Annotated in this window: 13 protein-coding genes; 3 read left to right on the top strand and 10 right to left on the bottom strand. The window is 54.0% G+C overall.

The annotated features are described in order from the left end of the window. Positions 1 to 16 precede the first annotated feature (16 nt). The 3 genes from ACL2XQ_RS00410 to dusA form a co-directional block, all read right to left on the bottom strand. A complete protein-coding gene (locus ACL2XQ_RS00410) occupies positions 17 to 2,779 on the bottom strand; it encodes an inverse autotransporter beta domain-containing protein (RefSeq protein WP_413739920.1) in 2,763 nt (920 codons plus the stop codon). 297 nt (positions 2,780 to 3,076) lie between these two features. Beyond that, positions 3,077 to 3,295, bottom strand: a complete 219-nt coding sequence (gene pspG / locus ACL2XQ_RS00405; protein ID WP_410012619.1) for an envelope stress response protein PspG — start codon at positions 3,293 to 3,295, stop codon at positions 3,077 to 3,079. 292 nt (positions 3,296 to 3,587) lie between these two features. Then, positions 3,588 to 4,625 carry a tRNA dihydrouridine(20/20a) synthase DusA gene (dusA, locus tag ACL2XQ_RS00400; RefSeq protein ID WP_410012620.1) on the bottom strand — a complete coding sequence of 346 codons (1,038 nt, stop codon included), beginning with the start codon at positions 4,623 to 4,625 and terminating at the stop codon, positions 3,588 to 3,590. 428 nt (positions 4,626 to 5,053) lie between these two features. Between dusA and rcsA the strand changes: the two genes are divergently transcribed. Both rcsA and zur read left to right on the top strand, forming a co-directional pair. Next, positions 5,054 to 5,683 carry a transcriptional regulator RcsA gene (gene rcsA / locus ACL2XQ_RS00395; protein ID WP_413727376.1) on the top strand — a complete coding sequence of 210 codons (630 nt, stop codon included), beginning with the start codon at positions 5,054 to 5,056 and terminating at the stop codon, positions 5,681 to 5,683. Positions 5,684 to 5,848: 165 nt separating this feature from the next. Then, the gene (gene zur, locus ACL2XQ_RS00390) at positions 5,849 to 6,358 is read left to right on the top strand and encodes a zinc uptake transcriptional repressor Zur (protein WP_410012622.1); all 510 of its coding nucleotides are present in this window, start codon (positions 5,849 to 5,851) and stop codon (positions 6,356 to 6,358) included. A 221-nt stretch (positions 6,359 to 6,579) separates the two neighbouring features. Here zur and ACL2XQ_RS00385 read toward each other — a convergent pair whose 3' ends face one another. The 3 genes from ACL2XQ_RS00385 to ACL2XQ_RS00375 form a co-directional block, all read right to left on the bottom strand. After that, complete coding sequence (locus tag ACL2XQ_RS00385) at positions 6,580 to 6,789, bottom strand: CsbD family protein (protein ID WP_410012623.1); 210 nt, start codon at positions 6,787 to 6,789, stop codon at positions 6,580 to 6,582. A 405-nt stretch (positions 6,790 to 7,194) separates the two neighbouring features. Continuing rightward, entirely contained in the window at positions 7,195 to 7,803 is a 609-nt protein-coding gene (gene lexA, locus ACL2XQ_RS00380) for a transcriptional repressor LexA (RefSeq protein WP_410012624.1), read from the bottom strand. A 120-nt stretch (positions 7,804 to 7,923) separates the two neighbouring features. Further along, entirely contained in the window at positions 7,924 to 8,292 is a 369-nt protein-coding gene (locus ACL2XQ_RS00375) for a diacylglycerol kinase (protein ID WP_410012625.1), read from the bottom strand. 125 nt (positions 8,293 to 8,417) lie between these two features. Here ACL2XQ_RS00375 and plsB point away from each other — a divergent pair, with 125 nt between their 5' ends. Continuing rightward, complete coding sequence (gene plsB / locus ACL2XQ_RS00370) at positions 8,418 to 10,877, top strand: glycerol-3-phosphate 1-O-acyltransferase PlsB (RefSeq protein WP_413727378.1); 2,460 nt, start codon at positions 8,418 to 8,420, stop codon at positions 10,875 to 10,877. Positions 10,878 to 10,924: 47 nt separating this feature from the next. Here the strand turns inward: plsB and ubiA are convergent, their stop codons facing one another. The 4 genes from ubiA to ACL2XQ_RS00350 form a co-directional block, all read right to left on the bottom strand. Beyond that, entirely contained in the window at positions 10,925 to 11,788 is an 864-nt protein-coding gene (gene ubiA / locus ACL2XQ_RS00365; RefSeq protein ID WP_410016660.1) for a 4-hydroxybenzoate octaprenyltransferase, read from the bottom strand. Positions 11,789 to 11,842: 54 nt separating this feature from the next. Beyond that, complete coding sequence (gene ubiC / locus ACL2XQ_RS00360; protein ID WP_413727379.1) at positions 11,843 to 12,349, bottom strand: chorismate lyase; 507 nt, start codon at positions 12,347 to 12,349, stop codon at positions 11,843 to 11,845. 185 nt (positions 12,350 to 12,534) lie between these two features. Continuing rightward, positions 12,535 to 14,622: a YjbH domain-containing protein gene (locus ACL2XQ_RS00355; RefSeq protein WP_413739919.1), complete on the bottom strand. Its 2,088-nt coding sequence runs from the start codon at positions 14,620 to 14,622 to the stop codon at positions 12,535 to 12,537. Further along, the gene (locus ACL2XQ_RS00350) at positions 14,622 to 15,305 is read right to left on the bottom strand and encodes a capsule biosynthesis GfcC family protein (protein ID WP_413739918.1); all 684 of its coding nucleotides are present in this window, start codon (positions 15,303 to 15,305) and stop codon (positions 14,622 to 14,624) included. The genes ACL2XQ_RS00355 and ACL2XQ_RS00350 overlap by 1 nt, the downstream gene beginning before the upstream one ends. Between the last annotated feature and the right edge of the window lie 5 nt (positions 15,306 to 15,310).

The raw sequence follows: 15,310 nt of genomic DNA, 5'->3' as shown, positions 1-15,310 counted from the left end.
ATAGTCACCGTTTATTTTATAGAAAATTCATATAATTACCTGTACTGTTTATTTGCATGCCCAGGTTATAAGCGGCTAATGCCCCCAGGACCACCACATTTGCTTCCGCCGAGCCATTGGTTGCTTCAAGGGTGGCGATACCGTCAGCACCGGTAAAAACAGGGTTGACGACGGCCGCGGCAGTTGACGGCAGCTGGACACCAGACTGTACCCGGACAAAGGTGATATCTATTCTTGCGTTAGGCACCGGTTCGCCTCGCGGCGAAAGAAGGTCTATTTCGATTCTATTACGTGAAAAGCCGTCAGCGGGCTGATTATTGGTGATAACACGCCAGGTAGCGGTAGGCGACGCGAAACGGCCGCCGGTGCTGGAGTAGTTTTGCCCATTTCCCAATGCGGCGGTGAGAACCACGCTGCCATTGCTGGTACTGGTATAACGCACCTCCGCCCTGCCATTGCCATCTGTCACCGGGTTGGTTGACGAATCAATGGTTAAGGTCCCCGGGTTTGAAGGCAGGGTATAGGCGGCGCTTAACGCAAGCTGGACATTTGGCAAAGGAATGCCGTTAACATCTTTGGCAATAATTTCAGCGACATTTTGCTGGAGGCCGTTGCTTAAACCATCATTTGCCGTAACGGCGATACTCAGCATCACCACCTGCTCGATAAAATGCATTTCCCCGGAGGTTTTGCTGATACCTTCGACCGCCGCCGTCACCTTGACCGGCCCCGGCCGATCGGTGGTGACGCTTGCCATCAAGGTACCGTCATCACGCGTGCGTCCGCTGGCAGGATTCACCCTGGCGTCATTATCCGCCGAGAAGGTCACCGGCAGATCGGCCAGGGGCTGATTGTTTATATCCCTTACCGTAAGTTTAATCTGGTGGGCGTCAATATTGTCGGCCACTTTATCGCCGCTGGTTAAAATCTCAAGCGTCGTGTTGGCTTCGTCCGGCGCGGCGACAGCAGCAAAATGCACATCCACCGCGCGGCTGCTGCCCGCGACCGTCGCCCTCACCTGGCTGGTACCGCCTTTCAACGAGGTAATCCGGGCGGTGGCGATACCAAAGCGGTCCGTGACCACTGGACTTGGCACCGTGGCCTCATTGGTGGCGCTAAAGTTGACCGCCTGCCCGGCGACCGCCCGCCCGGCCAGGGTGACGGTGGCCTGAACCTCATTAGCCGCGGCGCCGTTCGCTTCGGCGTTATCCACCGTCACCGCAAGCCCACTTATCACTAGCTGTTCGGCGGGGGCCACGATGTTGATGACCACCTGTGCCTGGTTTGACCCATTGCCCTGTTGGTCGATGGCGCGCGCGCGCAGATGATAGCGGTTGGCCGAAGCTCCTCCCTGCCGGAACGGCGGCAGCACGATGTCGATGGCATCCGTGGCAGGAAGGGTTACCGCGCCCCCCGCCCCCACAAGCTCCGCGGCATCCCAATCAATCCTTGCCAGCCCATATTTTGCCATAACCTGCGCGCTGATATGCATTGTCTCACCGGCGGTTCCGGTCAACTGCTCTGGTAAAATCAGGCGGATTAATTCTTGCTTCTGGTATTCGAGAACAATATCGTTGTTACGTTCGACCAGATCATAACGGCTTACGGCCAGAGTACGCATAACGGCAACGTCCGCGGGGTCGATTTGTTTTTGCCACGTCTCGCCGATGCGATAGTTTAGCTGCAGGTTGATAGAGGTATCCTCATTATTACCTTTTCCGATGCGGTAATTTGCGCCCAGGGTTAATAACGGGAAAGGGGTATAATTCACCCCCAGCGTCACGGCATAAGGATTTTGCACCCGGGTTCCCCTGCCGAACAAGGCCACATCATCTCCGCGGTATTTTTCATAGATGAGTTTCCCGCCTAATTGCGGCCAGGCCGGTAGCCAGGCTTGTGCGCGCACATCATAGCCGTCCGCCGGCCGTTCATTATAATCGGCATAATCCCGCGACTGATGCCAGCCGGACAAAGCAAAGTAGTTGTTGGCGGATAATTTCAGGTAATCGGTCCAGGCCTCCGCGCCTACGCCTGCCCGCCGATTGTTGCCGGTCAGGTCGTTATCGTAGAAAAAATTCATCCCGTACAGCCAGGCATCATGATAGGTTCTTATTCCCCATCCCATATTAAGGGTGTTCCTATCGTCGTTATTCCGCCCGCCCAATTGCACAAATAACATAGCAGAGTCGTCGTCATACAGAGGTAATAAAAAATCCAGCGAGCTATTTACGAAGCGGAAACGATTATCGGTATTGATCTTCACCCTGGCGGTACCATAGTGATTTAACCATTTCTGCATGGCCGCGCCTGCCTCGCCGGTCACCAGCGAGCCAACCCTTGCTCCCATCTCCCCATCGGATTGATCGGCGGACATCATCGTGCCAAGCGTGGTAAACCTATTGATGAACCGCTGATCATCGTCGGTCGCCACGGCTATGGGCAAACCAGGCTTACTCAAGGTGTCGCCATCCGGCACGTCAATTTCATCCCCTGCCGTCAATGAAGCGAAAGGTTTCGAAAAAGTACGGAATTTATTCAAATTTTTTAAATTTTCCGCTGTAATATGATATTTCCTTGCTACAGAATCAACCGTTTCCCCTTCCCCTAAAATATAAGTCCGACTCATAAATACAGCGGCACTTGGCGTCTCAGCAGCATGCACATCAATGATAACAGAGTGCAACATCAGGATTATAAAAACAAAAAGCCAAATAAAATACTTAAAAAAAGCTAATCGATAAAATAACGATTTATGTATTTTAACTTTAGTTAGCTGCATGATATACCACGCATTATAAATAATATATATTAAAAATGCACACCAGCTTCAATGAAATGCAGCTCTCATTTATATAGCGATGTGAGTGGACGCATAGCTTTAAATAACGAGAGCTACTATAGCAATCTATAAATAAGCAATATCGAGATATTCGCTGGGTTTTTGAAAAGCTTATGGGATACTAATATTATTATATCAAAAATAACGTTTTGGCACCTTGCCCTTGTCAGGTAAGGCGCCAGCTGGAAGACTTCGGATTAGATATAACACCTATGCCGCCCATCCCGGGCGGGTAGCTTAATAGCGGGGAAAACGGGGCGGGTTAACCGTACGCCAGATCCAGGCCACCACCAGCGCGAGTAACAGCCAGGGGAGCAGTTTCAACGCCATGACCAGCACGCCGGCAAACATCATGACCAGGAAACCCACCGCCAGCGCCGCCAGTACGCCCAGGAATGAGATACCGGTCAACAGCAGCATGAAAAAGAATGCGATGACAAAGACGAATTCCACCATTACAGGCTCCTGAAATCGGGGTGACACAGCAGGCTGGACCTTCTGCGCCTATTGCGATGATAATAAACATATTACAAAAATCGTGCCAATAAAGTAGCGCGCCAGACCATTGAAAAATAATGAAAAATAGTGTTGTGCTCAAAGCAGGAATGGTATTTTTGACTAATTAATAGTTATTATCGCCGTTATCAGCAGCCTCAATCCCGCGCCATGGCCGCAATAGCCCTCATGACGCGCTTTCGCCCCCGGCGGCGCATGGCGGTACCCATTGGCTGGGGGCAGCCGGCAAAAGTTATTCGGCAACGCACCGCATCGGTTCAGCTTTTGCCACTTTGGCCAATGCCTGACGTACCACCTCAATACCGGCGCCGGGCTTGTGGGCGTTTTCGCTCAGATGACGTCGCCATTGCCGCGCGCCCGGCACGCCCTGGAATATCCCAAGCATATGGCGGGTGATATGGCCGAGGTAAGTGCCGTTCGCCAGCTCGCGTTCCATATAAGGAAACATGGCTTCCACCACCGCTGTCATGGTGTCATGGGGATCAACGACACCAAATAACCGGCTGTCCACCTGGCACAGCATACCGGGATTCTGGTAGGCCTCGCGTCCTATCATCACGCCATCCAGGCAGCTCAGATGCCGCTGGGCGTCGTCAAGCGTCGTGATGCCGCCATTAATGGCAAACGTCAAGGAAGGAAAATCGCGTTTTAGCTGATAGACGCGTTCATAATCCAGCGGCGGTATCTCGCGATTTTCCTTCGGGCTCAGCCCAGATAGCCACGCCTTACGCGCATGGATAATAAAGGTCTCGCAGCCGCCCTGTTCAGCCACAGTCTGGATAAACTCGCACAAGAATTCATAACTATCCTGTTCGTCTATACCAATACGGGTTTTCACTGTCACCGGAATCGACACCGCCGAGCGCATAGCGGCGATACAATGGGCCACCCGCTCGCGCTCAGCCATCAGGCAGGCGCCGAAGCGGCCGTTTTGTACCCGGTCGGAAGGGCAGCCGACATTAAGATTAATTTCGTCATAACCGCGCAGCGCGCCCATGCGCGCGCATTGCGCCAATGCATCCGGCTCGCTGCCGCCCAATTGCAACGCCACCGGATGCTCGGCCTCGTTATAGGCCAGGTAGTCGCCCTTGCCGTATAGCAATGCGCCGGTGGTCACCATCTCCGTATACAGCAATGCATGACGGGTCAGCTGGCGCAGAAAATAGCGGCAGTGACGATCGGTCCAGTCCAGCATCGGCGCGACGGAAAAGCGCTGCGGGGAAAATGGCGCTACGGCCAGCCGGCTGTTAGCCTCGGTTGAAAATGTCATAACGTCATATGCAGGCATAAAAATGGGTTTAAGGAAGAGAGGGAGATTATCTGTGTAGTGTATCACAGAAACCCTATTAGGTAGCGAACACCCCATGCGGCGATTCATCAACCATGTTAATGTTTAATTCTTACTAAACATAGGTAAATGTTTAAAGCTTGTTAAATAATTATGCTTCCAGAATGCGTGAAAAGGCCACGGCGTCTCAAATAAGCACCATTTCATCCCAATACCTCCCCAAGTGATTTACAAAGCGATCATAATCATTTATCACATGATCTTAATTCAAATTTATCCAGCCATGCTGATAAAAGGTTGAAAAATGATAAATCGATATAGACAGTAATTTTTATATTTTAATATCCCCCTATGTCATTTTTTATCCGAATCCTTTTTATTTCAGGATGAATCTAATTGCAGATATTATTATGACAGTATTTATACTCGATCCTTGCACTTATACTAAATGCGCGCTTAAAAGCTCATTGTCGGCAAGCGGTATCAAAGGCGCCATTCGCGATGTGGACAATATCAGCACGTTGCGAATGAGATGCAAAAACGCCAATCCTTCGATAGTTTTTATTAATCAAAACTCTTATCAGTATCAAGGGGATGGAGAAGGATTAAAATCCATTATTGACGAACGGCCTTTGACGCTTTTTTTTATTTTCATTGGTAATGAGAATATTAAGTTCCATGATTTCGTGCCAATCAGGGACAATGTGATTATTTTATCAAAATTTATAAAGATCAGCACATTGTTAATGATAATCCGTTACTTTATGGACACCAAAGCCTGGCGCAATGACGATGCCGCCATCGGGTTCTCTCCGCTGCGTTTTAGCAAGACCGAAGTAGAAATTTTAACCATGTGGATGTCAGGTTATGACACCATGTATATCTGTACCCAATTGCACATTAAAGAAAAAACGCTTTCTTCTCACAAAATAAATATTAAGCGGAAAACCAAGGCCAGTAATAAACAGGTGATATACCATTTAATTGCTATTGCCAACAGCGTCACAGATAGTATCAATATCCGTTATCCCGTTTGCTGAAAACCAGCGGCTCCGTTCGAACGCCACAGCTAAAGAAACCTGCCCCCGATCCCCGTCCCCTCACCCTTTTGCCGGTGACAATATGGGTTAAAACACGCCAATATTCGGCGTTTTTCCGCCTTCATGATAAGATAGAGGGCGGAAATCAGCAGTGGGGGAAACGCTATGAATACCACCGATCAGTCTCAATTGCTCAGCCAGGCTGAACAATTATGTGAGCAACGCAACGTGCGCCTGACGCCACAGCGACTTGAAGTGTTGCGCCTGATGACACAGCAGGATGGCGCGATCAGTGCTTACGACCTGCTTGATCTGCTGCGGGCGACGGAACCGCAGGCAAAGCCGCCGACAATTTACCGCGCGCTGGATTTCCTTCTGGAACAAGGTTTTATCCATAGAGTGGAATCCACTAACAGCTTTGTTCTTTGCCACCATTTTGAGCAGCCCAGTCACACCTCCGCCTTCTTTATCTGCGATCGCTGCGGCCAGGTGACTGAACAATCAACCGAAGGCATTGAAGATATTTTGCAAAAAATGGCGCAAGCCACGGGTTTCGCCATGCGCCATAATGTCGTCGAGGCACACGGATTTTGTACCTTATGCGCCGAAGTGCAAGCTTGTGACAATCCCCAGGACTGCGGACACGATCATAGCGTAGCGATAAAGAAACGCTAGCGTCCCATTTTGGCTTTTACAAGAACCCGGGAGCAAATGACGTTTATTATGGCTGAAGTGAGATAACGCGTTTGGTTAATACATTGGAGAGGCGGCAAAACAGGGGAATGCTGATAGGATCATATAAAATAGGTGGTACGTCCTTGTACCTTTGGGTAGGAACACTTAAGGAAGCCATAACCGCACAGTGAATATGCATTAGTCATGATTTCCAAAAATCATTACCAACGATATTTGTTACGTGTTTCCCAGTCCTTTACTTCCGTTTCCGCGGCTTCTTTGCCGTAACCGTAACGTTCCTGGATCTTACCGATTAACTGATCGCGTTTACCTTCAACTACCGTCAGATCATCGTCAGTAAGCTTACCCCATTGTTCTTTCATTTTACCTTTGAACTGTTTCCAATTACCGCTGGCTTCATCTTTGTTCATCGGAGTTCTCCTTGGTTATCGGTTTCTCAGTCAACATCTGCCACTCCAGGTTTTGTTAGCGCATAGCGAGGACACGTATTGCGTCCCAAAACCTGCATGTCATAAGTTAACCCTATGTCTAAAGTATAGCAGGGGATTTGGCATAAGGTTTATTCAGCAGATGATTAGACCATATTGGCAGGGTTATAAACGCCGTATGGGCTATAAGGTGAAATAAAACAGTAGGTAGAAGGTATCAGCCCGTACACCGCTAATTGTAACTAAATATAAATACCGCTAGCGGCAGCGGACGCGCCGCGGCACTTTTATGGCGGCGAACCCGCATTCCGCGTCGCCGGTTATCCGCCATAAAATTCTCGCTGACGCGGGATAAGGGATATTCAGGATGCCATGGAGCACCGTGAGTTAAATCCAGTTGCCGTTGCGGATAACGCCGACCGCTAAACCTTCGATGGACATTTCCTGCTCGCGCAAATCGACAATGATGGGCGAAAACTCGCTGTTTTCCGGTAGCAACTCAACGATGTTACCGTGTCTTTTCAGGCGTTTTACCGTGACCTCGTCATTGATTCGCGCCACCACGACCTGACCATTATGGGCATCCTGGGTTTTATGCACCGCCAGCAGATCGCCGTCCATGATGCCGATATCCTTCATGGACATGCCGCTGACACGCAGCAGGAAATCCGCGTGGGGCTTAAACAGATCGGGATCGATCTGGTAATGGCTTTCGATATGCTGTTCGGCCAGCAGGGGTTCTCCGGCGGCCACGCGGCCGATCAGCGGCAGGCCGGTTTCTTCTTCTATCAATAACCGGATGCCGCGCGAGGCGCCGGAAACGATTTCAATGGCGCCCTTGCGCGCCAGCGCCTTAAGGTGCTCTTCGGCGGCGTTAGGGGATTTAAATCCCAGACGATGCGCGATTTCCGCCCGGGTCGGCGGCATGCCGGTTTGCGCAAGATGATCGCGGATGAGGTCAAATACCTCTTGTTGTCTGGCGGTTAATGCTTTCATTCCGTCCCCTGTTTGTTTATACAGTCTTTCTGTGAGTATATACAGGTCCGCAGCAATTGAAAACCACAAGCGTTGCAAAATGTGATAAAACCCTGCCGACGACCGGCCGCGCCGGCCATTTTAAGGAATATACCGCCATAACAGCGTTATCCACACGAACAGCGCCAAAACAATGGCCAGGGTCACCGCCGCCGAGCCCAGGTCCTTCGCCCGGCCAGAAAGTGGATGCAGCTCCGGCCCGATGCGATCCACCACCGCTTCAATAGCACTATTCACGATCTCAACGATCAGCACCAGCCATACCGAACCGATCAATAAAATCCGCGCCACGGGTTCTGGCTCCAGGTAACAGGCAAGGGCAATCGCCACCACGGCAACCACCACTTCCTGGCGAAAAGCGGCTTCATGCCGCCAGGCGGCGCGATATCCTTTTATGGAATAGCCCATGGCGTTAAAGATGCGCCGAAGTCCGTTGGTTTGGTTTGCCATAATTTTGCGCGCTAAAGAAAAATTGTGCCTATATTACCGTTTCTTCTCGTTCGCATCACCACAGATCTGTCGCGCGGTTTCTGGTATTCTTGTGGCGCAATGCTAACAAGAGGCTTCACGAAGATATGTCAGGCTGGCGTACTATTTATTATACGTTGTTGAATTTACCGCTCAGGCTACTGGTGCGGAGTAAAGCCATTCCCGCCAATCCCCGGCAAGAAGCCGGCTTGGACCCGCTGCGGCCAATGATGTATGTTTTGCCCTATAACTCCAAGACGGACCTGCTCACCCTGCGCGCGCAATGTCTGCAACTGGGGTTGTCCGATCCGCTGATACCGCTGGAGATCGACGGCGTCGTCTTGCCGCGCTACGTCTTTATCCACGATGGCCCCCGTATTTTTCGCTATTTTTCCGAAAAACTGGAATCCGTGAAGCTGTTTCACGATTATCTGGATTTACATCGCAATAATCCGCAGCTTGATGTCCAGATGGTGCCGGTATCCGTTATGTTCGGACGATCGCCCGGCCGTGAAGCGCAGCAGAACCAGCCGGCGCCCCAGTTGCGCCTCCTCAATGGTTTCCAGAAGTTTATCGCCGTCTTGTGGTTGGGGCGCGACAGCTTTGTGCGTTTTTCCCGTCCGCTGTCCATGCGCTATATGGCGACCGAGCATGGCACCGATAAAACCATCGCGCAGAAGCTGGCACGCGTCGCCATGATTCATTTTGCCCGCCAACGCCTGGTGGCTGTGGGGCCGCGGCTGCCTGTCCGCCAGGATTTATTCAATAAGCTGCTGGCGTCCAAGGCGATTGAAAAAGCCGTGGAGGACGAAGCCCGCGCTAAAAAAATCTCGACTGATAAAGCGCAGCAAAACGCCATCGAGCTGATGGAAGAAATTGCGGCGGATTTTTCCTATGAAGCCGTGCGCTTGTCGGATCGGGTATTAAGCTGGACCTGGAACCGGCTATACCAGGGCCTGCACGTGCGCAATGCCGAACGCGTCCGGCAACTGGCCGAGGACGGCCATGAGATTGTCTATGTGCCCTGTCACCGCAGCCATATGGATTATCTGCTGCTGTCCTATGTCCTGTATCATCAGGGGCTGGTGCCGCCGCATATCGCCGCCGGCATTAACCTGAACTTCTGGCCGGCGGGTCCGATTTTTCGTCGGCTGGGCGCGTTTTTTATCCGGCGTACCTTCAAGGGCAATAAACTTTACTCCACCATATTCCGCGAATATCTGGGTGAGTTATTTACCCGGGGTTATTCGGTGGAATATTTTATGGAAGGCGGGCGGTCGCGTACCGGGCGCCTGCTCGATCCCAAGACCGGCACATTGACCATGACCATCCAGGCGATGCTGCGCGGCGGCAACCGGCCTATTACGCTGGTGCCCATCTATGTCGGCTATGAACATGTTATGGAAGTGGCGACCTACGCCAAGGAATTACGGGGCGCCACCAAGGAAAAAGAAGGCTTTGTGCAGATGGTGCGCGGTTTACGTAAGTTACGCAACCTGGGACAGGGTTATGTCAATTTTGGCGAGCCGCTGTCGTTAAGCGCCTATCTTAACCAGCAGGTACCGCACTGGCGTGATTCCATCGACCCCATCGAAGCCCAGCGTCCCGGCTGGCTGGCGCCGGCGGTGGATGACATCGCCGCGAAAATCATGGTGCGCATTAATAACGCCGCGGCGGCAAACGCCATCAACCTGTGTTCCACGGTGTTGCTGGCCTCCCGCCAGCGTTCGTTAACCCGCGAGCAGCTTTTGCAGCAGTTGGCCTGCTATCTGGAACTGATGCGCAATGTGCCCTACGCCGATGACGTCACGGTGCCGGACACCACGGCGCAGGACCTGTTGGAGCATGCCCTGGCGATGAACAAATTCAGCGTCGAGCAGGATACCATTGGCGATATCATCTACCTGTCCCGCGAGCAGGCGGTACTGATGACCTATTACCGCAATAATATCCAGCATCTGTTTATCCTGCCCGCGTTGGTCGCCAGTATCATTATCGGCCATCCCGGCATCGATCGCGCGCAGCTGGCACGCCGTATCGATTTGCTTTACCCACTGATGAAAGCCGAGCTGTTCATGCGCTACGAGACGTCGCAGCTCGGCCCGGTCATCGACGCGCTCATCGGGGAACTGTCGCGCCAGGAGCTGATTGCCGAGCGCGAGGGGCGGTTGTTCTTGAACCCTCCGCAATCATTTACCTTGCAACTGCTGGCGGCGGGCGTGCGCGAGACATTGCAACGGTATGCCATTACCTTTTCATTGCTGCGTTTTAATCCCCGGATCAATCGCGGCACATTGGAGAAGGAAAGCCGGATTATGGCCCAGCGACTTTCGGTGTTGCATGGCATCAACGCGCCGGAGTTTTTTGATAAAGCGGTATTCTCCACCCTGGTGGCGACGCTGCGGGATGAACATTATATTAGCGACACCGGCGATGCCATCGGCGAGAAGGTCAATGAGATGAGCGAAATCCTGAGCGAACTGATGACGCCGGAGGTACAGCTGACCATTAACAGCGCCAGCCTGCTGGCCGCAACGCCGGAAGACGCCTCCCCGTCCACGGTGTAAGAAAGCAACGGGCGTATGCCGACGCATCGCCCGTCTTTACCGCGCTGCTATAAACGGCCCTGGCCGAAAAAACTCAGGGCAATACCGATAAAAATCAGCATGCCCACCAGGTTATTGTTTAAAAAAGCTTTAAAACAGGCATCCCGTTCCCGCCGCGCGATCAGTTTTTGCTGATAGACAAATAACGCCCCCGCCAGCGCCAGGGACGTATAGAACATCACCCCCAGCGCAGACCGTATTCCCAGCCAGACCAGCAACAGCAGCGTCGCCGCTTGCAGCAGGCCGATAATCAGTTTGTCATGGCGCCCAAAAAGGATGGCGGTGGATTTGACGCCGATACGGATATCGTCATCGCGATCCACCATGGCGTACTGCGTATCGTACGCCACCGTCCAGAGGATATTGGCGGCAAACAGCAGCCAGCAGGAAAGAGGTAAGGACTCACTGACCGCCGCGTAGCCCATCGGTATCGACCAGCCGAACGCCGCGCCCAGCACCAGTTGCGGCAGATGGGTTACCCGCTTCATAAAGGGGTACGCCCAGGCCAGCGCCAGTCCCGCCACCGATAGCGCAATGGTCATGGTATTAAGCGTCAGCACCAGCCCAAACGACACCCCCACCAGGACCACAAAGATGATCTTGGCTTCTTTTTCGCTGATAAGACCGCTGGGCAAAGGGCGGGATGCCGTACGCTTGACGTGGCCGTCTATCTTGCGATCGGCATAATCATTGACGACACACCCCGCGGCGCGCATGAAAAACACCCCGAGGACAAATACCACCAGCGTGCCGAAAGCGGGCGTGCCGCTTCCCGCCAGCCATAAAGCCCACAGGGTCGGCCAAAGCAATAACAGAGAACCAATGGGTTTATCAATGCGCATCAGGCGGCACCAGGCCTGCCATTTGCCCATCGTGGCGCTTTGTTCCACTTATTTCTCCTTTACTTCATCATTCTCGCACGGCGCTTAACAATACAGCGGGGCTTGGGGTAAAAACAGTTCGGTCAGCAATAACGGCTTACCGTCCGGCCGCAGGCAGGAGCGCCGCGCCCACAGGCCGTCAGCGCGGCCCAGCTGGATAAAGTCCCGCTCCGGCGCCCGGCCGCGGAACAGCCAGCGGCCCAGGGGGATATCTCCCAGCGTGGTGAGCGCCCACTCCGCTCCGTTCATGGCGTTTTCGGGCACCAGGGTGCGGCCGGCCAGCCAGGGCCGTTCATCGCCGCATAAGACGATTTCGCGCAGCCAGTAGCGATCGCTTGGCGGCAACAGAGCGATATCGTCTCCCAGCGCCTGGGCCGGGAAATAACCTTCGCGGCCGCGGCGGATGGTAACCCGCCGGCAATGGCGCTCGAGGCGCCGGGTCATCGACCCTTGTTCCATCAACCAGTCCGCCAGGGCGGGCGATGGCGGCGGATCCTGGTCAGTCAGCCAGGTAATGGATGCCAATAAGGCGATAGAGGGATCGTCCGTCATCCTGTTCCCCATGGTTTCAGGTGGTCAGCTCCGATATTGTAGCTCAGAACGCCATTTTATTAACCTGCCGATGCGGGAAGAATGCGTTTCTTCAGGCGGCAATATACCGGTCGCCGGGCGCTAAGGCGCCGGCGGCAAAAAAAAGGCCTCCGCAGGGAGGCCGTTAAAATCAGATCTGCCCGCCGCTATTCCAGCGCCGGCGAACGTTCTTCGGTTAGACCGTACAGATAGTATTTCCGGCCGACCATCTGGCCGCCGTCACGCGTCAGCGGTATCCAGTTCAGCTGCGCCCGGCTGCGGTTCGGCGTCGGCGTCAGCAGATCCAGCGGAATCGAGAGGTAGAATCCTTTGGTAAACGACCCTTCGCCATAGTCCTCTTTGGAGACATTGGTAAAGGTGGCAAAGGCGCCGGCGGTGATCCCGCTGTCAAAGCGGCGCGAGACATCGAAGGTGACGCCCTTATCCTTGGCCAGGTATCGTCCGACGCTGGCTTTAACCAGTACGCCGTCCAAAAAGCCGGGCTGCCAGTAGCCGGTCAGGTTGCCGGTCGCCACGGTATAGTCGGCGAACTGCATCATATTGTCCCAGTCGCGCTGCTTGACGTAGTTACCGTCAAGACCCACCGCCCAGTTCTTGTCCAGCGGGCGGTACAGTACTTCACCGCCGACGCCGCCGTACATCATTTCCAGGTAGCCGCCGTAGAGCTGGCCGTACCAGCCGTCGCCCAGGCGATCCATATAGGTGGTTTGCAGGTTGCTGATATAAACATCGTTCTGCACATATTCCCGAATCCGGGTACGGACGCGCGGCAAATGCGAGTCGCTCGGCGGCGCGGTGAACTTAAACCGGTCATAGTTATTGATGATATTGCCGAATAGGGTACCGGAAGTCACCCAGTGGTCGGTCAGCCAATAATTGGCCGAGCCTTCGACGCCGATTTGATACATATAAAACGATTCAGGCCCGCCGAACGATTGGTTAAGCACCGGCGCCCAGCCAAGCTGCAGGCGGTCCCGTTCGATATAGTAACCCTGTTCGGCGTTTTTCGGCACATCCGGCTCGGTGCGGCGCTGCTTGAGCGGCTGCTCATGCCCCAGGGGGTAGCCCGCCAGCGTGTCCTGCAAACTCTTCACGTCGGTTTCCGTGGTCACCAGCGGCAGGTTTTGCCGGGTCTGGGTCACCTTCAGCGTATCAATATTCGCCGGCAGGTTATTGACCAGGATCCGATTGGCGCGATCGACACCCTCTGCATTATCCCGGTACTTATACTGCTCGCCGGTCATATACAGGGTGCGATCTTTGACCTGGATATGCGGGCCGGCAAAACCGGCGTTGCTGTCCATATCGGTCAGCTGCTGCGCCACCACCTGATGCTGGAGCATGTCGGTCTGCGGCTGCGGCGCATAAGCCGGTTTTTCGCTGTCGCGATGCTGCTGGGTCAGGTCGTTAAAGTTGGTGCGAAATGTTACGCCGAACATCACGGTATTGCCGCGTTCATAGCTCAGGTTAAGATCCGTCCATTTGCCAAGCCGGTATATGGCGCCGACGTTGACCGGCGAGTCCTGCTTCAGCCGGCCGGCAAAATCCCCTTCGTAATCGTTGCCTTCATATTCCAGCTTAAAGCGCAGCGGCTGCCACGGCGTTTGGTATTCCACGCCGCCAAACAGCGAGGCCGGGCCATGGAAGAAGTCGCCGGTGTTAAATGAACCGGCGCTGCGGTGGGCATTATTGCGGGTACAGTAGCCATCGGAAACTTCGCAGAACGGGTTTTTCACATTGCCGCTGTTGCCCAGGTAGCCCCAGCCAAGCCCCAGGGTGAAGTCCAGGGGACCCCAGGCTTTGCTGGCGGCGATAAACTCGCTGTCAAACAGGCCGGAACCGCCAAAATCGCGGATACCCACCGAGGTCTCGGGCAGCCAGTACCCCTCTTCCCATAACCGCAATTTAAGATCGATACCCTTATCTTTATAGGTTTGATCGCCGCTGAAGTTTTCATTGGCGCTGTATTGCCGGGTACGGACGTCGGTATAGCGGATAGTACTTTCAAGCCAGGGGAACAGCTGCACGTTGATGGAATAAAAGCGGTACTGATCGTTATCCCGGTAGTTCAGGCTGAATTCACCGTCTTTCGCCATGCGTCCGGAGGGGGTTTGCATTAACCCGGCGCCGCCCATATCCATCTGCGATGGCCCCAGCGGCTCGGTATAGGAGGCCGCCTGGCAAGCGGAGGCCACTGACAGCGCGATGAGACTTAATAGATATTGTGTTTTCATCAGTCAGGGATCCGGTGTGTCAGCAAGGAAACAATTTTTTCGTTTACGTCCTGATAGGCCCGCGGCAATGACCACGAGGAAAAACCCACGTAAATCGCACTGCCCGGCGCCACTTCATTGTGGCGCCGGTTCCAGTAGGCCACCGGCACCGATTTGGCCTGCCCATCCGGCAGGATTATCCAGGCATAACTTCTTTCGGCTCCGCTCAGGCGCTGGTGGGTCTGCAGATAATCATCCGCGTCGCGACCCACCTGAAACGGCTGTGAACCGGTGGGCGTCACCGCGCCGAACACATAAACGCTGGTCGGCTTAGCCAGCGTATACAGGCTGTAGTCGCCCACGAGCCTGCGGTTGGCGCCGGTCTGCAGGCGAATCACGTCCGCGTCCAGCGAGACGAACTGACGCCCGGTCACCTTCAGGGCGGCGATCTGGCCGCGCACCCGATCAACGGCATCGGCCAGATCCAAGTCGTTGTCCTGGCGGAAATCGGCGCTCAGGGCGCTCAGGCGCGCCAGCAATTGCCGCTGTTGCTCCTGCTGGACGGCGGTGGCCAGGTTTTCCGCGATAACGGTGCCGGGCCACCAGGTACGCCCGGCCAGTTTCGGATCCAGGGTCAGCTGCTGGAGGGTATTAATCCCCGTCAGGACCACGGGCTGCGATTGACCTGGGGAATAAACCGCCACACGAC

The organism is Sodalis sp. RH14 (assembly GCF_047324285.1).
GTDB lineage: Bacteria > Pseudomonadota > Gammaproteobacteria > Enterobacterales > Enterobacteriaceae > Acerihabitans.
This window is presented reverse-complemented; position numbering and strand designations above follow the sequence as displayed.